Genomic DNA, 21,229 nt, shown 5'->3' on the forward strand with positions numbered 1-21,229 from the left:
GAGTATGTCACATTGTTGAACAGGCATATTTTGGGTGAAAAGAAAGGTATGGCCGAATATATCCACGGGTATGATCCAGAAGAACAGCAACGTCTCGTTGATCAAGCACGCTACTGGAGCGATCGCCTCTTGTTAAAAGATCTCGAATTTGATCCCGAAGCCAAAATTTTAGACATTGGTTGCGGCGTCGGCGCCGTCCTGGGGATCATCGGTGAAAAGTTTCCCACCCTGACCTTTGCTGGCCTTGACCACCAACCCCGTCAAATTGCCTACGCCACAGAATATTTACGTCGCCTGGGATTGACTACCGACCTCCAGGTGGGAGATGCGTACTGTTTACCCTGGGCAAGCGATACCTTTGATTTTGCTCTGACGGTTTGGTTGTTAGAGCATGTCCCCGATCCGGCAGGAATTATCGCTGAAGCATTGCGGGTTTTACGACCAGGGGGAAAAATTTGCCTAACAGAAACCGATTACCAGAGCCTTCTGATTTATCCGCCCCATCCTGATTTTGACTATTTTCAGCAGGCCCTTTGTGAATTATTCCAGGTTGCAGCAGGTAATTCCTACATTGGCCGTAGCTTAGGGGGATATTTAGAACAGGCGGGCTTTACTGGGGTTAAAAATGAGGCGATCGCCGTTCACCATTGGCACAGTCCCCACAATCAAGACCTAAAGGGCTTAGTCAATCATCTCGACACCTGGATCAAACTGATGATCCCCCAGATGGTAGAGAAATTAGGCAAAAATCCAGACCGCCTCGAAAACGGCTTGACCCACTTCCGCCAAGTGCCCAATCATCCCCACGGCGCAATTACTCTAACCATTTATCGCGCCACAGGTTACAAGCCCTAACCATAAAAAAATCCCCCTAGAGATAAGGAGGACGATTGTTAGGAACAGAAAGAAACCTAAGCGGGATTTGTGGCCGAAGGACTTCTCTCAATCACTTGGTCAATGAGGCCATAATCCTTTGCTTCTGCCGCAGACATAAAGAAATCCCGGTCTGTATCAATCTCAATCTTTTCTAGAGGTTGTCCAGTATGGTCAGCCAGGTGTTGATTGAGCTTGCCTTTGAGATAAAGAATTTCTTTGGCTTGAATTTCAATATCCGTCGCCTGACCCTGGGCACCGCCGAGGGGTTGGTGGATCATAATCCGAGAGTTGGGTAAGCTCATGCGCTTTCCTTTGGCCCCAGCACTCAACAGAAACGCTCCCATGCTGGCCGCTAGACCAATACAGATTGTGCAAACATCGGGACGCACTTGGTTCATCGTATCGAAGATCCCCATACCGGCTGAGACAGAACCCCCCGGAGAATTGATGTAGAGGTAAATATCTTTTTCGGGATCATCGGCTTCGAGGAATAACAACTGTGCCACGATGAGGTTGGCAATTTCGTCATTGACCTGGGTGCCGAGGAACACAATGCGCTCCCGGAGTAGACGAGAGTAAATATCAAAGGCACGTTCGCCCCGACCAGAACTTTCGATAACGGTTGGAATCATGGGGTCTGTAAGCTCGTTGTTGTTTATGTCTTGTTTGTTTGATTGTAATGGATTCAGTTGGCAGCGGTGGCGTTTCGGCTAGCTGAAAATGACTTTTTCGAGTTCTGTTAAGGCGGTTTCTAGGTCGTCATTGACAATTTCATGGTCGAACTCGTGACTCATGGCTAGTTCCTCTTTTGCCCGGACTAACCGTTTGGCGATCGCCGCTTCTGGATCGTTACCCCGTCCCCGCAAACGATCTTCTAGTTCCTTAAAAGACGGTGGCAAAATAAAAATTCTGAGGGCATCTGCATAGATTTCTTTGACTCTGTTGGCCCCAATCACCTCAATTTCGAGGAGCACAAAATTTCCCTGTTGAATCTGTTCTTTCACCGGAGGCAAGGGGGTGCCGTAGTAATTCCCGGCATACTCGGCCCATTCGAGCAATTCTCCCGCAGCAATCATTGCCTCAAATTGTTCACGGGTCTTAAAAAAATAATCTCGCCCATCCACTTCTCCGGGGCGCGGTTGACGGGTCGTCGCTGAGATAGAGAGAAATAAATTTTGGTGGCGCGGCAGTAAAGAACGAACCAAAGTTCCTTTACCAACACCACTAGGCCCTGTGAGGACAATTAACTTTCCGGGGGTGGTCATGGATTCGGCGGCAATGGGAGGTAATGGCCCAACCGTTAAACCTTGGTCATCGCCATGGTGGGGTCTTTTTGCACAACAAAGCGATGGGCCACTGTCTCTGGTTGGATCGCTGATAGTACCACATGGCTGGAATCTGTAATAATCACTGCTCGGGTACGTCTACCATAGGTGGCATCAATTAATTGGCCGCGATCGCGCGCATCGCTAATGATCCGTTTGATTGGTGCAGACTCAGGACTCACAATCGCAATGACACGATTGGCAGAGACAATATTACCGAAACCGATATTAATTAATTGTATTTCCATAGGTCGCTTGAGCTTTCACTAGCAGCAGCCAGTAAGGTTACAGATGGTTGATTGAGCACTTATAACTCAAGTCCAATGGTAGCGAGAAAAAATCGGAGATACAACGATTTAAGGGCAAAAATAATATAAATTTCTTGATTTTTACAGTTGTTTACCCATGGGACGAAAAATCTCGCCTATCTTAAAGCAAAAGCACCATTCTTGCTCTATATTGCATAGATTTATTACGGAGTGCCACTGCAATGGTGTATTGATTGGTTAATCGGGGTGACAATTCGATCTCTGAACAATACCCAGCGGCAAGTAGTGGCAGAATTTACCTTGGTTTCCGTAGAGCGGTTGAGCAGCAGACCCACATCATTACTGAGGATTAGGGGCCGATTGGTGGGGGGATTTTGGAACACAAATTTTCATGATCCAAGTGCCCCATCAAACCCTTTGTAAGAATTGTGCTGTCGTACTCGATAAAAGCAAAATTGAATTGATTACAATGGAGGACAACCGTACAAGATTCGGTCAAGTCAAGCTTTCCTTTGAGCTGATCTAAAAGCGTTCGAGACTCGCAAGTTTTTCGCTCGTGGTGTTTTCGAGGTCAAGCGCAGGGGTTTCCAAAATGTCTTTCCCGGCAGTTTTCCGGTGGGGAAGTCACGAGGAAAGTAGATTACTGACTTTGACCTGTCCCAATGGGTTGATTTTCGCCGTTCCTCCCCGCGTTTTCTTTCGTCTTCAGATCTCCATGAAAAAGATTGCTCTGTCTTTGCCTCGTTGCCCAGATACTTTTGTTAAGGGCGCCCTCAGAACGTTATCTGTTTTAGTGTTGTTGACTGCGCCCAGTTTGTCTCGTCCGGCGATCGCCGCAATGGAGGATAGTCCAAAAGCCATCGTTGATGAGATGTGGCAGATTGTCTATGCAGAATCCGTAGCCAAAAACTTTGAGCCGGAATCTTGGCTAAAAGTCCGCGAAGATTTGTTAAGCCAGAATTACGATACCTATGACACGGCCTATCGTCAAATTCGTGGTGCCCTCAGAACCTTGGGAGATCCTTACACTCGATTTCTCGATCCAGAGGAGTTTGAAACCTTGACCAGCCAAACCACAGGGGAACTATCTGGCATTGGCATCCGTATGGAAATCAATGCAGAAACCGGGATCTTGACGGTGGTCGATGTACTCCCGGATTCTCCGGCAGAGGCGGCGGGACTCCAGCCTGAAGACCAGATCATGCAAATCGATGGTCAGGTGACAGCTCTTTTGAGCCTGGAGCAGTCTTCGGAACTGATTCGGGGCCTAGAAGGGACTGAGGTGAACTTAAAAATTCGTCGCCGCGACCAGTCTTCCCTAGACCTGGCCATTACGCGGGCAAAAATTGAGTTGGCCACGGTGAATTATGGGGTACAGACCGTTGGCAGTGAAAAAATTGGCTACATTCGTCTGGATGAGTTTAGTTCCCATGCTGCTGAGCAAATGTACAACGCCATCCAAGACCTAAAGACAGAAGCGGTGACGGGGTTTGTGCTCGATCTACGGGGAAATCCTGGGGGATTGCTTTACTCTAGTGTTGATATTGCCCGGATGTGGATGGAAGAGAGGGCGATTGTGCGCACGGTGGATCGTAAAGGGGGCGATCGCCAATTTAGCGCGAACCAAACAGCCATTACCGATTTACCTCTGGTGGTGCTCGTAGACGAAAACTCCGCCAGTGCCAGCGAGATTTTAGCGGCGGCCCTCAAGGATAACGAACGGGCAACCCTCGTCGGGACTCGTACCTACGGCAAAGGCACCGTCCAATCAGTCCACGAATTATCCAATGGTGCGGGCCTAGCAGTCACGATCTCCCGGTACTATCCCCCCAGCGGTATCAGCATTAACATGAATGGTGTGAATCCTGACATTACCGTAGAACTAGATAATGAACAGTTCACCCAACTGCGTCTCGATCCAAGTTTGATTGGTACAAGTTCCGACCCCCAGTTTCTCAAGGCGGTCAACATCCTCCAAAACCAACGCTTAAGCGAAACCCCAGGAGACCAAGCGCCCCTCAGTGCCCGTTCGTCTGGTGCCGTATCCAATTAAGGGCCTCCCATCGCTTCGATCGTCTGCAGTTCCCGTAGATGAGTAACCCAGAAACATTTGTTACAATCATTTACAATGCAACCCATTCAACTGTAGGCGATCGCATCGGAAAACTATGCCATACCAGACCCGTACCCCCGCGACCCCGGTCAACTCGGTTATCGAACAGCCCATCCAGGAGTCCGAGCTGTGGCGTTACAATCCAGAGGCGATCGAAACCCAATACCGCAACCGTCCCTTTGCTGTTCTGGGACGTCTCCTCACCATCATTTCCAGCTTTAGTGGTCTACTGCTCAGGATCTGGTGGGCCAAAGCAACGGGCAACAAGAACAATCCCAAAGCCCAACAGAAACAAGCCGATCACCTCAAGGCAGTTCTGACGAAATTAGGCCCCACCTACATCAAAATTGGCCAAGCCCTTTCTACCCGTCCTGACCTCGTCCCTCCCGTATATCTGACGGAATTGACCAGCCTCCAGGATCAACTCCCGTCCTTTCCCAATGAAATTGCCTTTCGCTTCATCGAAGAAGAATTAGGGGAACCCCCCGAAAAAATCTATGCCGAGATCTCAGATCATCCCCTTGCCGCTGCTTCTCTCGGCCAAGTCTATCAAGCCCGCCTTAAAACCGGCGAAAAAGTCGCTGTAAAAGTTCAACGCCCGGATCTGCAACAGCGCATCAACCTCGATATTTTTATCATGCGGCGCATTGCCCGCTGGCTCCAAAATAATGTTAAACAAGTCCGCTCCGACCTAATTGGTATCACCGACGAATTTGCGGCGCGTATTTTTGAAGAAATGAACTATGCCCAGGAAGGGCGTAACGCCGAAAAATTCAAAAAACTCTACGGCGGCATGGCAGAAATCTATGTGCCAAAAATTTACTGGAAATATACTGGCAAGCGCGTCCTCACCATGGAGTGGCTCGATGGGACGAAGCTCACTAACCTCAAGGAAGTTGCTGCTAAAGGGATCGATGCCACCCATTTAGTTGAAGTCGGGGTGGAATGTTCCCTCCGTCAACTCTTGGAGTTTGGCTTTTTCCATGCCGATCCCCACCCCGGTAATCTCTTGGCCCTTGATGATGGTCGCCTTGCTTATCTAGATTTTGGCATGATGAGCATGATCGAACCCTACCAGCGCTATGGGTTGATCGAAGCTGTGGTACACCTAGTCAACCGAGATTTTGAAGCCCTGGCCCATGACTATGTCAAATTAGATTTTCTTAAGTCCGACACGGATCTCGCCCCGATTATTCCAGCTTTGAGTACCGTTTTTAATAATGCCTTAGGGGCTAGTGTTGCGGAACTTAATTTCAAGAGCATCACGGATCAAATGTCAGGCATTATGTACGAATTTCCGTTTAAGGTGCCGGCCTACTATGCCTTGATTATTCGTTCGATGGTGACCCTCGAAGGAATTGCCATTGGTGTTGATCCAGAATTTAAGGTCTTGAGCAAAGCGTATCCCTATGTTGCGAAGCGCCTGTTAACTGATAATTCCCCAGAATTACGTCATTCCCTTAAGGATTTATTGTTTAAAGAAGGAAGTTTTCGCTGGAATCGCCTAGAAAATTTGCTGAATAACGCGAAGGATTCTAACGATTACGATCTCAAAGGGGCAGTCAACCAAGCCATTGACTATATTTTTTCGGAACGGGGTGAATTTATCCGGGAGCGCCTCGCCGAAGAAATCATTCAATCGGTGGATATCCTCGGACGTAATACGTTCCAAAACATTACCAGTTTGGTGCAAGAACAGTTGGGTCAAAAGCCGACCCAAAACCGGGCTAGGGGCATGAGTGCAGAAGACCGGGCCAATTTGGTGCACATTCAAAATATTTGGCGCATCCTCCAGGAAACCCCGGATTTTGACCCGATGTTTATTTTGCCGTTGATCCCGAAGGTGCTCATTAAGCCGGAAACTCAACAGTTGGGTCAGAAAATCGCGGAGGGTCTCTTGCAACGCGTTGCGGCCCGTTTCATTCGCAATGTTTTGTTGGCAGACCCCAACGGCGATAGTCATCGTCAGCGGGAAGTTATCCGCTACCCTGGGTCTCTGCCGCTGCCAAAGTCGGCCTTACAGTAAAACCTTAGGGAAATCATTGTTTTTTGGCGTAAAATTGAGCAAGCGTTAGCAACATAAAAGACATCGTAGAGCCATGGCACAATCTAAACCGTATCAACCTATTTTGCTGCGTTTGCTCCATGGTTTAACGGCAATTTTAGTATTGTTGGCTTTAGATACGGGGTTTTGGGTTTACGATATTTATGATGGCCGCTGGGGACGCTTAGGTTTGCCACGAATCGAAGCGATGCAGGGCATCCATGGAACAATCGCCTTAACGTTTTTCCTGTTGCTACCGTTTTTTGCGGTGTATAGTTTTCGTCTGGGCGATCGCCGTTTGTTGCAACCCAATTCTCTTGCGCAACTCAGGCAAGTAGGGAAGTCCATCTGGTGGGTTTCGGCCCATCGGCTGATTAATACGGGTATGCTGCTGGCGGGAACCTTGGCCGTCGTTACGGGCCGGATGATGAAGGAAGAATGGCTACCGGCGGGAGAATTAAATCATCTCGCTTACTTTGGGCATCTGTTGGCCTGGGTGGTCATGTTTGGGGCGCTGGCCCTGCACTTACTGTTGGGCATTAAGGTGGGCGGTGTACCGCTGTTGGCTTCGATGATCAGTTTTCAGCAACGGGAAGGCGATCGCCCCAAAAACTGGTTACAGGGATTCCAGAAGCAGCAGAGCTTGTTACTGAAATCCCTAGAAATCATCGTGGGTTTAGGGGTGCTTTTTGCCTTGGTTGTGCCCTTGCTGAGTGTTTAGAAATAGGGATTTTCCCAAGTTCCGGTGAAGACAATTTCCGTGAGGGGTTTGCGGCTACGGGGGCTTTGTTCCCGTTCCTGGAGGGCTTCTGATGCTGTGGAAATTTCACCAGGATAACCAATGGCCACGGCTGCCGCCGGGTCAAATCCAGCGGGAATTTTGTAGAAGTCACGGGCCTTTTCTTTATCGAAACCGCCCATTTGGTGCACCCGCAGACCGAGGGCTTCAGCTTGGATTGTTAAACTGGTCAAGGCCTGGCCCACATCGTACATTCCGTAGGGATTCGGGTTATCATTGCGGGTAAATCGCTGTTTTCCGACAGAAATCATCAGAATATATGCGTTTTTTGCCCAGGTCTGGTTTGTTTCCATCAGACAGTCCAACATTTTGCCATAGGCGGTGGCATCAGCTTTTGTGGCCACCAAAAACCGCCAAGGCTGTTCATTAAAACAAGAAGAAGCCCACCGGGCAGCTTCCAGTAAGCTCCCAATTTTTTCTGCTTCTACGGGGCGATCGCCATCAAAGATGACCGTACTGAACCGTTGACGCAGCAGGGGATGAATTGGATATTGAGTTTGGGCGGGTTTTTCCATGGAACTTACGACAGAATAATGGGCAACAGAAAACTAAATTCCAGCTTTAGGATAACGACTTTTGGGTTGGATGTTTGGTGGATTATTGATGGATTAAATTTTATCTGGGCTAGTTATGGTTGCCTCTTCCCCTAGAACAGCGGGTCAAAATGTACGTCGCTTAGCTTTTCGACGTCGCCTCCAGTCCTGGCAGGCTTTCTTGGCGGCGGCGGGACTCCCGGTCTTGGTGGTGTTTATGTTTCCGGTCTTGGCGATTGGTCTGGGGTTTATTGCGGCCATCGTGATTGTGGCGATCGCCGCCTTTGGAGCCATGGGTTTTATTTTCCGGGGTTTAGACCTTTGGCAGGCCGCAAATCGCGCTGTCCAGGGGGCAAGGGCTGAGGAAAATGTCGCCAAAACGCTCCAGGAACTAGAACCCCAGGGGTGGTCTTTTGAATATGGGATGCGCCTTGATGAGGGCCTAGGGGATGCCGATGTAATTTGCTTTTCGCCCCAGAAAAAAACCTATGTCATTGATGTCAAATCCCACAAAGGTACGGTGATTTTCCAAGATCATCGTCTCCAGCGCCGCATGGGCCGCACCATCTATGGCTTTAAGAAGGATTTTTTACAAATTGTGATGAAGCAGGCGCTCCAGGTACGCGATAAAAAAAAGCTCGATTTTGTCACGCCACTGCTGGTGTTCACCCGTGCCCAGTTGGCTGTTTCTCACAAAAAAATTCGGGGAGTTTATGTGATTGGTCAGGCGGATTTGGTGGCGAAGTTGCAGGAATTAGGTTGAATATCAGGGAGGCAATTATCGTTCAAAATTATTGCAGATCACGCCATTTCCCAAAAAATTTGATCGAGAAACAATTCAGACTCGCTTACGATCAAAGTAACAGAATCCCCCTGGACACGACAGATTTTTTATGCTCCATGATTTTCAATTGTCCATCTTGGCCCTGGGTAATGACCAGTATCAACTGCGTTTAAGTTCGGCGATCGCCCCCGGTGCGGAGCCCATCGTGGAAGTGGTCACTTGGCAACCGGAAGCTTGGCTGGCAACCTGGGCTGATTATCCCCTAGAGACCTGGGGGAAAATGCTGTTTACGGCCCTTTTTGTGGGAGAAATTTGCGAGCATTGGCAGGATATGGTGGCGATCGCCCAAGTGGATAATTTGCCGATTCACGTCTATTTAGGCCTACCGGATGGGATTTTGTGGTTTTTGCCGTGGGAAGCGATGTTTATCAAACCGCAGCATTACACGGTGAATTTTTCTCGGCAACGGGATCGGGCAACAGGTGCCGATAATTCTGAAAATTTAGATACAGCGGTTGATTTGTCTTGGTTGGGGGAGACAGAAACCGAGGAGGATGTTGCCTTTATCCAAGATATTTTTGCGAATATGCCAGAACAATCCGAGATGGAAACGAATGAGGCGGATCCTCATCGAGGGATTTTCCTCGCTCCATCCTGGCGCTCTCTATTGACTTTACCCAATAGCCTCCTGGGGTTGGGTTTGATTGTCACCCTCACCTTGGGAGGCATTCTATTGGGCCGACATTTACAGAACATTGCCGTAACACCCACCACGATGGAAGGAATCACTCGCCTCACAGAAGGGGAACTAGAAAAGCTTGACGATGCAGACTTGGTGCAGTTGGCCCAGGCAGATATTGACCAAGACAATTGGGGTAATGTTGAAATGATCCTCAGTGAACTTCTTGATCGCCAAGCCTTTAGTACCGTGAAACCGTTACTGTTTGATCCGGCGATCGCCCCGGAAAATGGCACCATCGCTTTTTTACGGGGGCGTTACCTTTGGCAAACAACCCTGGCAGCATCTCCACCATCACCAACCCAGGCAACGGCGATCGCCACTGTGCAAGCAGATTGGGAAATGGCCCTGGCCCAACAGCCCAATGACCCCGAAATTTTAATGGCCCTAGGCTTTGCCCATTACATTAATGAAGATTACGAAGCCGCCAATGATCGCTGGTATGAAGCCCTAGCAGCAGCAACAACCCAGGCTTTCCCCCCGGCCCCCCAAGCGGAGATTTATGCCGGCCTCGCAATTAGTATGTACGATTTGGCCCAAGGACAATCCACCGACATTGACCAAGAGATTCTTGTGGGAAAAGCCGAAAAACTCCGGGCGATCGCCCTAGATCTTGATCGTTCCCATCTCAACCCCCGACGCCTCGAACAAAGTTGGCTGTGGTTTCCTGAGGCGATCGCCACTTGGCAAACCCTGCTCGCCTTAGAACAATCTCCACAATCTCCCTAAGCTACATCTGTGGAACATATTCAATTAACTGAGTAGTAAAAATCTTGCAAACCATTACGGCTTAAGCACGAGACCCCCTGATGGGACGGACTTGGGGGACAATGGGGTGAAATAAATCCCACGATAATAACCCGATTATGTCCGAACAAAACATTGAATCCATCCTCCAGGAGCAGCGCCTTTTTTCCCCTGCACCGGACTTTTCCGCCGAGGCCCAGATCAAAAGCTTAGACCAGTACCAGGCCCTTTACGACCGGGCCAAAAGTGATCCTGAAGGCTTTTGGGGTGAACTCGCTGAGCAGGAACTGGAATGGTTTGAAAAATGGGATCAGGTGCTCGATTGGCAACCGCCCTTCGCAAAATGGTTTGTCAACGGCAAGATCAACATTTCCCATAACTGCCTCGATCGCCACCTGAAAACTTGGCGCAAAAATAAAGCCGCCCTGATCTGGGAAGGGGAACCCGGCGATTCCCGGACCCTCACCTACGCCCAACTGCACCATGAGGTTTGCCAATTCGCCAACGCCATGAAAAAACTGGGGGTCAAAAAAGGCGATCGCGTCGGAATTTATATGCCGATGATCCCCGAAGCCGTCATTGCCCTCCTCGCCTGTGCCCGCATTGGTGCCCCCCACACCGTGGTCTTTGGGGGATTTAGTGCCGAAGCCCTCCGCAGTCGCCTCGAAGATGCCGAAGCTAAACTCGTGATCACCGCCGATGGCGGTTTCCGCAAAGATAAAGCAGTACCCCTCAAGGATCAAGTGGATGCGGCGATCGCCGACCACCATGCCCCCAGCGTCGAGAATGTCTTAGTCGTTCAACGCACCAAGGAACCCGTCCACATGGAAGCAGGGCGCGACCATTGGTGGCATGATCTCCAGAAGGAAGTCTCCGCTAACTGTCCTGCCGAACCGATGGATGCCGAAGACATGCTTTTTATCCTCTACACCAGCGGCACCACGGGCAAACCCAAGGGGGTTGTCCACACGACCGGCGGCTATAACCTCTACACCCACATGACCACCAAATGGATCTTTGATCTCAAAGACGATGATGTGTATTGGTGTGGTGCCGATGTGGGCTGGATCACAGGCCACAGTTACATTACCTATGGCCCCCTATCTAACGGCGCAACGGTCTTAATGTACGAAGGCGCGCCCCGTCCGTCTAATCCCGGTTGCTATTGGGAAGTAATCCAAAAATATGGCGTCACCATTTTCTACACAGCTCCCACGGCGATCCGGGCTTTTATCAAAATGGGCGAAGACATCCCCAACCAATACGATATGAGCTCCCTGCGTCTCTTGGGGACTGTGGGTGAACCGATTAACCCGGAAGCTTGGATGTGGTACCACCGAGTGATTGGGGGCGAGCGTTGTCCCATCGTCGATACTTGGTGGCAAACGGAAACTGGCGGCGTGATGATTACACCTTTACCTGGTGCCACCCCCACCAAACCCGGTTCCGCAACTTTCCCCTTCCCCGGTATTGTGGCGGAGGTGGTCGATCTCGATGGCAACCCCGTTGATGATAACGAAGGCGGATATTTGGTGGTGAAACAACCTTGGCCGGGGATGATGCGCACCGTTTATGGCAATCCCGAACGGTTCCGGTCTACCTATTGGGAGCACATCGCCCCGAAAGATGGGCAATACCTCTACTTTGCAGGGGATGGCGCACGCCGTGATCAGGATGGCTATTTCTGGATTATGGGGCGTGTCGATGATGTGTTGAATGTATCCGGTCACCGTCTCGGCACGATGGAAGTGGAATCAGCCCTCGTGTCTCACCCTGCCGTCGCAGAAGCTGCGGTCGTAGGTAAACCCGATCCGATTAAAGGGGAAGAGGTGTTTGCCTTTGTTACCCTTGAGGGCACCTACAGTCCGAGCGACGAATTGGTGGCAGAGTTAAAAGCCCATGTGGTCAAAGAAATTGGGGCGATCGCCCGTCCCGGAGAAATTCGTTTTGCCGATGTCATGCCCAAAACCCGTTCAGGGAAGATTATGCGACGTCTATTGCGAAACCTCGCCGCAGGCCAGGAAATTGTGGGTGATACCTCCACCCTCGAAGACCGCAGCGTCCTCGACCAACTCCGGGGCTAAAACCCTACCCATTCTCCCTTGAGGGAGATGTCCGGAGGACAGAGGGTGACTTCCCTTGAGGGAGATGTCCGGAGGACAGAGGGTGACTTCCCTTGAGGGAGATGTCCGGAGGACAGAGGGTGACTTCCCTTGAGGGAGATGTCCGGCAGGAAAAGGGTGCCTCCCCTAGGGAAGGTTGCTGTAAGCCGGAGGGGAGTCAGTAAGTTCCAAAGACAGAACTGATTCCCCCTTTTTAACACAGGCCTCGGTTTGACTTTAGTTCGCTTCAATGAAAGCAAAACGACCCTGTTGACCCGATTCATCCATTTCAATTTGGGCCACAAAAAACTCTTTCTGGACAATTTCGCCTTCCTCAGTGAAGGAGATTTCCCCCAAAGGCGTGATATAAGTACCGGCAAAAATTTCGTCCCGGAGTTGTCGTCGCAAGTCCGGCAGAGCGAGAGTTTCTAGAGGCGTTTTTTGATCGAGGCTTCTAAGGGCTTCAACAAAAACTTGGATTGCCGTGAACGCCTGGGCACTAAATTGGGGTGGCTCCTTTTGGTTTTGCTGGAAATAGGCGTCCCGAAACGCGCGGTTGACCGCATTATCTAACTCGGCACTGTAGGCCTGAGCCACCAATACCCCATCACATTTCGCTTGGCAGACGGGAAAAATATTAGAGGTATTCAAGCCATTGCCCCCAACAATAATGCCGTTGTAACCCAACTCTCGCAGTTGCTTCACAAGGTTGCCCGCATCAGCCGCCAACCCAGAGATAATCACTAAATCCGGTTGAACATTGAGGGCGGCGGTAACCTGAGCTTGAAAATCGGTGTCGGTGGTTTGGAACCTTTGTACCGTCACTAATTCCAAACCCAAATCTTGCACAGCCGCCTGGAACGTTTCTGTTTCTGATTTACTAAAGGCGTCATTTTGGGCAAAGAAAACGGCGACCCGCTGCAGTTCTGGGTTGAGCCTGAGGGCTTGGGCCACAGCATTAGGGGCCACCACCGAGACAGGAGCAGAAACCCGGCCAATAAATTCGCCAATTTGCGGGATGCCTTCTGCGGTATTGGAAGGGCCAAGGACAGGCACTTGGGCACGGTTGGCGATCGGGTCAGCGGCAAAGGCTTGTTGGGAAAGGGTCGGGCCAACGATACCGACAACTTTATCCTGGTTGATCAGGGTATTAAAGGCGTTGATTGCGCCCTGTTCGTCAGCAGCCACATCCTGGAGAATGATTTTCAGGGATTTACCGTTAATCCCACCGTTTTCATTAAAATAGGTTTCCGCAATTTGGGTGCCGAGGATCTGCTCTTGGCCAAATAGGGCAACATTACTGGTCTGGGCAACGGCAACACCCAGGGGAATTTCTGTCAGGGTGCCACTGCCGCTGTTATCCGTAGGGGGAGACGGAGCGTTACAGGCAATCACCAGTACCGCCGTTAAAAAGGCGATCGCCCCCTGGAGCAAGCGTCGATATTTAAACATAAAAATTTCTATAGAGCTTTTGATATAACAGACATCCAGAATACTGCGAAGCTCTATACTCCTTCAACTGCTTGCTTCTGGCCTAGGACTAGACCAGTTTCTACTAATCTTTACAAGCAGACGAGGGCTGTGAAAACGCTAGATACCAATAACGCTAACCCCGAAATGATTCCGATTTCCTGCATTTCTTTTTTAAATTCCATGGTTTGACAGCTCCACTAGCAAAGTATTGAGACGAAGAAATATGACTTTTGCTTGTTTTTAAGTATAAATACTCAAGTGCTGTTTGCCCATCCCTGCCCCAAGGGAACTCACCGGAAGCAACGACTCGTCCTGTCAAATGTCATCAAAACAAAATAATAAGGCCGGAGAATACCGTCAACTCGCCTCAGATCTAGTTAGATTTATTCTTACTTAAGGGAAAGTATAAGATGGGACTTTCTCCTAGATAGGCGCAAAGCTTAATTTAAGATGCTAAGATCATTAAAGAACTATTAACCTATATTTTTTTCTTATCTGTAATCCGAAAAAAATCTTAAGAATTACTTTTAGCGTCGATTTTGCAACGAACAAGCCTTGATTTCAGCTTGGCCCATTCGTCAAAATAGCCCCCATTATTTCCCTGTCGTCTGTTCTTCCCCCAAAATCATGTCCCAAGCCTTTAGTGCCACAGAAATTCGTAACACGATGAAGCAAGAGGGGTTGCGCATCACGCCCCAGCGGTTTGCGGTCTATGCCAATTTACTCGGTCGGCAGGATCACCCCACGGTAGAACAGATCCTAGAGGATGTGAACGCGGATTTGCCTATTGCTTCTAAGGCCAGTGTTTATAGTGCCCTGACGGTTTTGCGGGAAGTGAACCTTGTGCGGGAAGTGCTCCTGGATGAAGGGGTGACCCGATACGATGCCAATGTCAATCCTCACCACCATTTCGTGTGTCGAGATTGTGGGGCGATCCAGGATCTGCCTTGGCAGGCTTTTAGCTGTTTTGATTTGGGCCAGTTTGCGACACAAGTTACCGCCGAGAGCTATGAAGTGACCGTTAAGGGACTCTGTGCGGCCTGCCGTGCTTAACGGGTTCAAACAATCGGGAATTTCTTCTTGGCCAGCCTGGGTTGATTCTCGCCGTTTGGGGGCCTTGGCAACGACTATTAATGTCCTAAAGGTTTTGTTCGGGGCGATCGCCAAATCAGGTATTTTGGAATTTAGACTGGATTGTTAGGAAGGATTTTATTGCGTGAAACTTTTTGTGTATCACACGCCTGAGGCGACGCCACCGGATCAACTCCCTGATTGTGCGGTGGTAATCGACGTACTGCGGGCCACTACAACCATTGCCACGGCGCTCCATGCGGGGGCAGAAGCAGTACAAACCTTTGCTGATCTCGATGAACTATTTCAATTTAGTGAAACCTGGCAGCAAACCCCATTTCTCCGAGCTGGGGAACGGGGCGGGCAGCAGGTAGAAGGCTGTGATCTTGGCAATTCTCCCCGCAGTTGCACCCCAGAAATGGTGGCCGGGAAGCGCCTCTTTTTAACAACCACCAACGGCACCAGAGCCCTCAAGCGTGTCGAACAAGCGCCCACCGTGATTACCGCCGCCCAAGTGAATCGCCAGAGTGTTGTGAAATTTCTTCAGACAGAACAGCCAGAAACTGTTTGGTTCGTTGGTTCCGGTTGGCAGGGGGACTATTCCCTCGAAGATACGGTCTGTGCTGGGGCGATCGCCAAGGCCCTGTGGAATGGTAACAGTGACCAGTTAGGGAATGACGAAGTGATCGGAGCGATTTCCCTTTACCAACAGTGGCAACAAGATTTATTTGGTCTCTTCAAGCTCGCGAGCCACGGCCAGCGTCTCCTGCGCTTAGACAATGAAATCGATATTCGCTACTGTGCCCAGAGTGATACCCTGGCAGTTTTACCGATCCAGACGGAGCCGGGCGTCCTCAAAGCCTATCGCCATTAAAAACATCAAGGGAGCCATGAAAAAAGGGTTCCGTGCGGAACCCTCAATTCTGCTCTTGGGGCAGCTTCAGACAAATTTACTTATAAAGCTCAGTGGAGAGCCGGAAAGCCAAAACACCAGGAATGAGGGCAATGGCGAGGGCCACCAATACTTGGGTATCAGAAATTCCCATAATTTTCAAAACTCCGAATATAAACTGAGGTTTATCCCTTAATTTGCGATATTGCCTCTGATTTACCCAAGGTTTTGTAACAAGACGCAACATATCACCCCAACCTTGACCCATTCACCGAAGATGCATTGCTTCAATCCTGATTCTGAGAAGTTTCTGCCGTTGGCTGGATAGTTTGTTTACAATGGCTTTAAGGTGACCTATTTGCCGCCACAGCAACCCGACGGGCGGTCTTTTTTTGTCTTGAATTGTTCTCAAAAGTTTACTGTGTCGAATTTTTCCCATGCTCGAGCAAATTCTTCATCCCCAGTTAGATTTCAGTTTAGAAACGTCTCTCATTCTCGTGATTTTGGTGGCCCTGGAAGCTGTTCTTTCCGCCGATAATGCCATTGCTCTCGCGGCGATCGCCCAGGGGTTAGCCAGTCCGACTCAACAACGCAAAGCCCTCAACATTGGTTTGATGGTGGCTTACATTCTCAGAATCACCCTTATTTTCACGGCAACCTGGGTGATCCATTTTTGGCAAGTGGAACTTTTGGGGGCATTGTATTTGTTGTGGCTGGTTTTTCGCTACTTTACGTCTCCTGAAGATGATAAAAATCACCACCACAGCCTAGAGTTTAAGTCTCTCTGGCAAGCGATCCCGATGATTGCGGTCACGGATTTAGCCTTTTCCCTCGATAGCGTCACAACGGCGATCGCCGTCGCGGACGACATTTGGCTGATTGTGATTGGGGGCACCATCGGCGTGCTCACCCTCCGGTTTTTGGCGGGGCTGTTTATCCGCTGGCTCGATGAATTTACCAACTTAGAAGATGCCGGCTTTGTGACCGTGGGCTTTGTGGGGGTTCGTCTTCTTCTCAAGGCGGTTTATCCCAGCTTTGTGGTGCCTGAGTGGCTGATGATTACGGCGATCGCCGCCATGTTTATTTGGGGATTTTCCAAACGCAACCCTGATTATTTACCCCAAGAGGACTCGCCATTGCCCTAATTTCTGCCCGGAATCCCTAGTCCGCCGTCGTTTCCCTACGGCCTATTTTCCATTCTCAGCAACTTTACATTTATTAAACAAACTTAATAAAACTCTAATTTTTTGGTAAGATAAGTTCATAAATAAAAGTTAAGTATTTCAATTTTCGTTTTTTCACCAAGGTTAAATTGCTACTCCATCAGCGATCGCCTTGCCTGTTTCCTTTAGTGGACAACTCAATTTTTCCGCAGCCCTGGCAAATCCAGTCTAGGGAGAAGCTTCTTATTTTCATTTTTTAAATTTCGTCCTTTCTAGCCGAGTTGACCTATGAAAACTGCCAAATACTCCGCCGATCCTGTCCGTACCTACCTCAAAGAAATTGGAAGAGTTCCCCTTTTAACCCACGAGGAGGAAGTCCTTTATTCTCGTCGTGTCCAGAAAATGGTCAACCTAGAGAAGCTTAAAGCCGAATTAGCAGAGAAACAGGAGCAAGAGCCGAGCATCAAGGAATGGGCCCAGGCGGCAAACCTTTCCCAGCGGGAGTTAAAAAAGCAACTACTCCTAGGGAAGCAGGCAAAGCAAAAAATGGTCGAAGCGAATCTTCGTCTTGTGGTGTCCGTCGCTAAAAAATACATTAAGCGCAATATGGATCTCCTCGATCTGATCCAAGAGGGCACCATTGGCATGCAGCGGGGGGTCGAAAAGTTTGATCCGACCAAAGGTTATCGTTTCTCTACCTATGCCTATTGGTGGATTCGGCAGGCCATTACCCGGGCGATCGCCGAAAAGAGTCGCACCATCCGCCTACCAATTCACATTACCGAAAAGCTCAATAAAATTAAAAAAGCCCAACGCCAACTTGCCCAGGCCAACGGACGTTCTGCCTCAATCCCAGAACTTGCTGATGAACTAGGCTTAACCACCAAACAAGTCAGAGACTACCTCGAAAAATCCCGTCAGCCTCTTTCTCTAGACCTGCGGGTTGGTGATAACAACGACACAGAACTAATCGAACTCCTCGAAGATGATGGTTTAACCCCCGATGATTATGCGACCCATGCTGCCTTAAAACGGGATTTGGCGCGGATGTTAAATGACTTGACCGCCCAACAACAGGAAGTCTTAACCCTACGTTTTGGTCTCCGGGATGGGACGCCCCACACCTTAGCAAAAATCGGCGAACACCTGAGTATTAGCCGGGAGCGGGTACGCCAAATTGAACGGGAAGCCCTCGCCAAACTCCGCAAACGGAAAGCGGAAATGGGCGAATATTTAGCCAGTTAATTCTCCAAGCAAAACATGATTAGGCGATCGCCTGGGGGGAGAAAATCGTAAAAATGACACCGCAAAAGTTCGGTTACACTCCCCTCTGGGTTGTCAATAAGTTGTTACATTAGCCTTAGTTAGTATTGCATCAAAACATAGTGATTCAACGCATCACTCCCATTGAGCATCTAGGAGGAAAGACTGGTGAATAACGAAGCCCAAAGTTTTTATGGTCTCACAGGCAACAAACAACAAGGTTCAGACGAGCTTTGGCATTATGTCCAGTCTTTGTCTCCAGAGATGATTGCCCACATGTCAAAACCCCAATCTCCGGCCGTCAACCAAGTTATTGAACGCAATATTGTTGGGTTATTAGGTGTTTTATCCAGCGCCGATGGATTTAATGTATCGGTCAATATGAGCCGCGAACAGCTTGGTCACTTGTTGGCCTCAGCAATGATGGGGGGCTACTTTATTCGTAATGCCGAGCAACGGTTCAACATCGAAAAATCCCTCCAAGGGCAAGACCTTAATTTGCCCGATTAAAGTCCATTTTCTAGCAATGATCTAGTCAGCAAAATTCAGAAGATCTCAAGGGGAAAAGCTCCCCTTTTTTATTGTTTATTTGTATTGCCCAAGTTCCCTACATTCTGGCTCTGTGGGCATAGCTAATATAGCCATACAGACCTGTTCCTAAGAGGAATAAGCCTTGGCCTTTAACCAGCCAATTTCCCCAGCGGACATAGGGCGTTTTTTCATCGCTTAAATATATTTGTGCGCTGTGGGTGACAAATTCATTGAGGGAAGATAACCACAGGGTTTTGCCGGTGGGGTCAATCACACCCGAATGACCCGTATTGTTAGCCCGAATTAACCAGCGGCCATTGGCGATCGCCTGCATCACATCGAGGGCATGGTGTTGGGCTGGCATTGTTTCGCTGTAGTGGGCATCGTTAGAAGCCACAATAATGAATTCTCCCCCGGCGGCGGTTTGGCGACGAAAATGTTCTGGATAGGCGGACTCATAGCAGATGGCAACGGTGGCTGGGCCGAGGGGTGTTTGCATCACTGCCGGGTTTTGGCCCCGTACCAGGTGGGTATCGAGGGGCGACAGGCGGTTAATGATCTTACCCAGAACAGCTTCAAAGGGAATATATTCCCCCAGGGGCACGAGGCGCTGTTTGTTGTAGCGGCTTAACACGTAGCCTTGGCGATCAAGGGTAAATAGGCTGTTGGTAAAATTATTCGCCTCACTGCCAAAAGCTCCCAGGACGAGGGGGATCTTTTCTGTGCGGATTAACCGGGGCCAAAAGGTTGCTTGGAGAATTTGTTCAATACGGAAAGGTAAGGCCGTTTCTGGAGTGATAATCAAGTCTAGGGGCTGTTGGGCCAGGGTTTCATAGCCCGCGCGATAATTGGCGATCGCCAACTGATTGCCATCTTGATAGAGTTTAATTTCGTTGGGAATATTCCCCTGGATAATGCCGATTTGGGCCGGGGCATCACTGGTGACGGGCGTTGTCTGCAGCAGCACCCAACCGATCAAGTGGGCAACTCCCAAAAGGATCAGGCTTAGTCCCCCCAGCAGGCCACTACAACGGTGGAGGCGCACAGTCCCAGTCACATCAAAACAGGCTTCCGCAAGGCAGCCATTCACCAACACAATTAACCAAGAAATGGTGGTGAATCCCGACAGTTGGGCCAATTGTAAGATCGCTAAATTATGGGGACTCTGGCTAAAGGCGAGGAAATGCCAAAAAAGATCACTCTGGCTCCAGAGATATTCGATCACACACCACAAAGATGCCCCGTAAATAATCCGGTAAAGTCGTCCAGCAAAGCTCAAAGGCCCGAAGGTGGATCGAAATGCCTCGAAGCAAACCATCCCCAACATCCAGAGTACCGGGATGCCAGCCCCCCACAGAGTAATAATGATCCAGCAAACGATGGCGATCGCCAAACTCCACAGCCAAGGAACCCCCATCCAGGTCATCGGGTGAATCCCTGTAATCCAAAACAGCGTAAAGCCCTGGTATCCCAAACCCCAATAAAAACTCAACCAGAGGGGCTGTTTGTATTTCTGGTAAAAATGACGAACAGACCGTAATCTTTTCTGATCCTGACCGGACTGGGGCCGCTCATTCCTTTGGGGCGATCGCCCAAGATAGATCCAGAGGGGAATTAGGGCGATCCAGGCTAGATACCAAGCTTCGACGGGGGCCGAGGCCATGCCCATGAGTACCCCTGCCCCGAATACCAGAAATCTAGGAGCCCACATGGGGCGGAAACTGCTGCGTACGAACATCATCGCTATAGCGTTGGACTGCGTCGGTAATAAGGTTGCCTAGGTCTAAATATTGTTTCGCAAAGGGCGGCGCTTTTTCACTGAGGCCCAAAAGATCCGCCGTGACCAGCACTTGACCATCGCAATGGCGTCCTGCCCCGATGCCAATGGTGGGAATTGTCAGTTTTTCGGTAATCGTCTGCGCCAGGGTCGCCGGAATATGCTCTAAGACCACCGCAAAGGCCCCGGCCTGTTCGAGGGCGATCGCCTCTTGGATCACCCGCGTCGCTTCTATTTCTGTATTGCCCTGTTGCCGATAACCCAGGGTATGCACTGATTGGGGCGTTAAGCCCACATGACCCATCACCGGTACCCCTAATCGGGTGAGACGTTCCACCGTTTCGGCCATGGCTGGATGTCCCCCTTCTAATTTGATCGCCTGGGCGGTGGTTTCCTTGAGAATTCGGCCTGCTGTATGGATCGCCTGGGAGAGGCTTTCTTGGTAGGTTAAAAAAGGTAGATCACTGACCACGAGGGCATTTTTGACCCCCCGACAAACAGCCTGGGTATGGTGAATCATCGCCTCTAGGGTCACGGGTAGGGTATTTTCATAGCCAAGGGCTACCATTGCGAGGGAGTCCCCCACCAGGATGACATCGACCCCGGCTTGATCAACTAAGCGGGCGATCGCATAGTCCCAAGCTGTCAGGGTCACAATGGGTCGCGCTGTTTTTTTATAGTTTTGTAGTGTTCTCGGTGTAACCCGCATCAATCGTTCTCTAGGGCAC

General features: G+C 49.8%; 22 protein-coding genes. 13 read left to right on the forward strand and 9 right to left on the reverse strand.

Annotated features, from left to right (window positions below):
• Window positions 1-48: 48 nt before the first annotated feature.
• Complete coding sequence (locus tag AWQ21_RS09220) at window positions 49-855, forward strand: class I SAM-dependent methyltransferase (RefSeq protein WP_065714286.1); 807 nt, start codon at window positions 49-51, stop codon at window positions 853-855.
• Between the two features lie 56 nt (window positions 856-911).
• Here the strand turns inward: AWQ21_RS09220 and clpP are convergent, their stop codons facing one another.
• The 4 genes from clpP to AWQ21_RS16195 form a co-directional block, all read right to left on the reverse strand.
• Complete coding sequence (gene clpP / locus AWQ21_RS09225; protein ID WP_012307458.1) at window positions 912-1,508, reverse strand: ATP-dependent Clp endopeptidase proteolytic subunit ClpP; 597 nt, start codon at window positions 1,506-1,508, stop codon at window positions 912-914.
• A 78-nt stretch (window positions 1,509-1,586) separates the two neighbouring features.
• Window positions 1,587-2,141 carry a guanylate kinase gene (gmk, locus tag AWQ21_RS09230; RefSeq protein ID WP_065714287.1) on the reverse strand — a complete coding sequence of 185 codons (555 nt, stop codon included), beginning with the start codon at window positions 2,139-2,141 and terminating at the stop codon, window positions 1,587-1,589.
• Window positions 2,142-2,176: 35 nt separating this feature from the next.
• A complete protein-coding gene (gene remA / locus AWQ21_RS09235) occupies window positions 2,177-2,449 on the reverse strand; it encodes an extracellular matrix/biofilm regulator RemA (RefSeq protein WP_065714288.1) in 273 nt (90 codons plus the stop codon).
• 224 nt (window positions 2,450-2,673) lie between these two features.
• Window positions 2,674-2,853, reverse strand: a complete 180-nt coding sequence (locus AWQ21_RS16195; protein ID WP_157094728.1) for a hypothetical protein — start codon at window positions 2,851-2,853, stop codon at window positions 2,674-2,676.
• Window positions 2,854-3,185: 332 nt separating this feature from the next.
• Between AWQ21_RS16195 and AWQ21_RS09240 the strand changes: the two genes are divergently transcribed.
• The 3 genes from AWQ21_RS09240 (at window position 3,186) to AWQ21_RS09250 (ending at window position 7,348) form a co-directional block, all read left to right on the forward strand.
• Entirely contained in the window at window positions 3,186-4,523 is a 1,338-nt protein-coding gene (locus AWQ21_RS09240) for a S41 family peptidase (RefSeq protein WP_065715287.1), read from the forward strand.
• A gap of 115 nt (window positions 4,524-4,638) precedes the next feature.
• The gene (locus AWQ21_RS09245) at window positions 4,639-6,609 is read left to right on the forward strand and encodes an AarF/ABC1/UbiB kinase family protein (protein ID WP_065714289.1); all 1,971 of its coding nucleotides are present in this window, start codon (window positions 4,639-4,641) and stop codon (window positions 6,607-6,609) included.
• A gap of 73 nt (window positions 6,610-6,682) precedes the next feature.
• Complete coding sequence (locus tag AWQ21_RS09250; RefSeq protein ID WP_065714290.1) at window positions 6,683-7,348, forward strand: cytochrome b/b6 domain-containing protein; 666 nt, start codon at window positions 6,683-6,685, stop codon at window positions 7,346-7,348.
• Here the strand turns inward: AWQ21_RS09250 and AWQ21_RS09255 are convergent.
• Window positions 7,345-7,941, reverse strand: coding sequence for a nitroreductase family protein (locus tag AWQ21_RS09255; RefSeq protein ID WP_065714291.1), 597 nt, complete (start codon window positions 7,939-7,941; stop codon window positions 7,345-7,347). The two genes, AWQ21_RS09250 and AWQ21_RS09255, sit on opposite strands and share 4 nt — an antisense overlap.
• A gap of 115 nt (window positions 7,942-8,056) precedes the next feature.
• Between AWQ21_RS09255 and AWQ21_RS09260 the strand changes: the two genes are divergently transcribed.
• The 3 genes from AWQ21_RS09260 (at window position 8,057) to acs (ending at window position 12,313) form a co-directional block, all read left to right on the forward strand.
• On the forward strand, window positions 8,057-8,722 hold the full coding sequence (locus tag AWQ21_RS09260) for a nuclease-related domain-containing protein (RefSeq protein WP_065714292.1): 666 nt from the start codon (window positions 8,057-8,059) through the stop codon (window positions 8,720-8,722).
• A gap of 130 nt (window positions 8,723-8,852) precedes the next feature.
• Window positions 8,853-10,211, forward strand: coding sequence for a hypothetical protein (locus AWQ21_RS09265; protein ID WP_065714293.1), 1,359 nt, complete (start codon window positions 8,853-8,855; stop codon window positions 10,209-10,211).
• 137 nt (window positions 10,212-10,348) lie between these two features.
• The gene (gene acs / locus AWQ21_RS09270) at window positions 10,349-12,313 is read left to right on the forward strand and encodes an acetate--CoA ligase (protein WP_065714294.1); all 1,965 of its coding nucleotides are present in this window, start codon (window positions 10,349-10,351) and stop codon (window positions 12,311-12,313) included.
• Window positions 12,314-12,568: 255 nt separating this feature from the next.
• Here acs and AWQ21_RS09275 read toward each other — a convergent pair whose 3' ends face one another.
• Window positions 12,569-13,783, reverse strand: coding sequence for an ABC transporter substrate-binding protein (locus AWQ21_RS09275; protein ID WP_065714295.1), 1,215 nt, complete (start codon window positions 13,781-13,783; stop codon window positions 12,569-12,571).
• A 648-nt stretch (window positions 13,784-14,431) separates the two neighbouring features.
• On the opposite strand from AWQ21_RS09275, the gene AWQ21_RS09280 reads away from it, so the two are divergent.
• The 3 genes from AWQ21_RS09280 to AWQ21_RS09285 are packed head-to-tail and all read left to right on the forward strand — an operon-like array spanning window position 14,432 to window position 15,749.
• Complete coding sequence (locus AWQ21_RS09280; protein WP_065715288.1) at window positions 14,432-14,857, forward strand: Fur family transcriptional regulator; 426 nt, start codon at window positions 14,432-14,434, stop codon at window positions 14,855-14,857.
• The gene (locus AWQ21_RS16200) at window positions 14,850-15,005 is read left to right on the forward strand and encodes a hypothetical protein (protein WP_157094729.1); all 156 of its coding nucleotides are present in this window, start codon (window positions 14,850-14,852) and stop codon (window positions 15,003-15,005) included. The genes AWQ21_RS09280 and AWQ21_RS16200 overlap by 8 nt, the downstream gene beginning before the upstream one ends.
• A gap of 15 nt (window positions 15,006-15,020) precedes the next feature.
• The gene (locus tag AWQ21_RS09285) at window positions 15,021-15,749 is read left to right on the forward strand and encodes a 2-phosphosulfolactate phosphatase family protein (protein WP_065714296.1); all 729 of its coding nucleotides are present in this window, start codon (window positions 15,021-15,023) and stop codon (window positions 15,747-15,749) included.
• A 76-nt stretch (window positions 15,750-15,825) separates the two neighbouring features.
• Here the strand turns inward: AWQ21_RS09285 and psaM are convergent, their stop codons facing one another.
• Window positions 15,826-15,921, reverse strand: a complete 96-nt coding sequence (psaM, locus tag AWQ21_RS09290; protein WP_012307445.1) for a photosystem I reaction center subunit XII — start codon at window positions 15,919-15,921, stop codon at window positions 15,826-15,828.
• A gap of 283 nt (window positions 15,922-16,204) precedes the next feature.
• On the opposite strand from psaM, the gene AWQ21_RS09295 reads away from it, so the two are divergent.
• The 3 genes from AWQ21_RS09295 to AWQ21_RS09305 all read left to right on the forward strand — a co-directional run bounded on the left by AWQ21_RS09295 (window position 16,205) and on the right by AWQ21_RS09305 (window position 18,703).
• Window positions 16,205-16,912, forward strand: coding sequence for a TerC family protein (locus tag AWQ21_RS09295; RefSeq protein WP_065714297.1), 708 nt, complete (start codon window positions 16,205-16,207; stop codon window positions 16,910-16,912).
• 306 nt (window positions 16,913-17,218) lie between these two features.
• Entirely contained in the window at window positions 17,219-18,175 is a 957-nt protein-coding gene (locus AWQ21_RS09300) for an RNA polymerase sigma factor, RpoD/SigA family (RefSeq protein WP_065714298.1), read from the forward strand.
• Between the two features lie 186 nt (window positions 18,176-18,361).
• A complete protein-coding gene (locus tag AWQ21_RS09305; protein WP_065714299.1) occupies window positions 18,362-18,703 on the forward strand; it encodes a DUF760 domain-containing protein in 342 nt (113 codons plus the stop codon).
• Between the two features lie 97 nt (window positions 18,704-18,800).
• Here AWQ21_RS09305 and lnt read toward each other — a convergent pair whose 3' ends face one another.
• Window positions 18,801-20,435: an apolipoprotein N-acyltransferase gene (lnt, locus tag AWQ21_RS09310; RefSeq protein ID WP_071932280.1), complete on the reverse strand. Its 1,635-nt coding sequence runs from the start codon at window positions 20,433-20,435 to the stop codon at window positions 18,801-18,803.
• Window positions 20,422-21,210, reverse strand: coding sequence for a 3-methyl-2-oxobutanoate hydroxymethyltransferase (panB, locus tag AWQ21_RS09315; RefSeq protein ID WP_065714300.1), 789 nt, complete (start codon window positions 21,208-21,210; stop codon window positions 20,422-20,424). Before panB ends, lnt begins: the two co-directional genes overlap by 14 nt.
• Between the last annotated feature and the right edge of the window lie 19 nt (window positions 21,211-21,229).

Source organism: Picosynechococcus sp. PCC 7003, assembly GCF_001693255.1.
GTDB lineage: Bacteria > Cyanobacteriota > Cyanobacteriia > Cyanobacteriales > MRBY01 > MRBY01.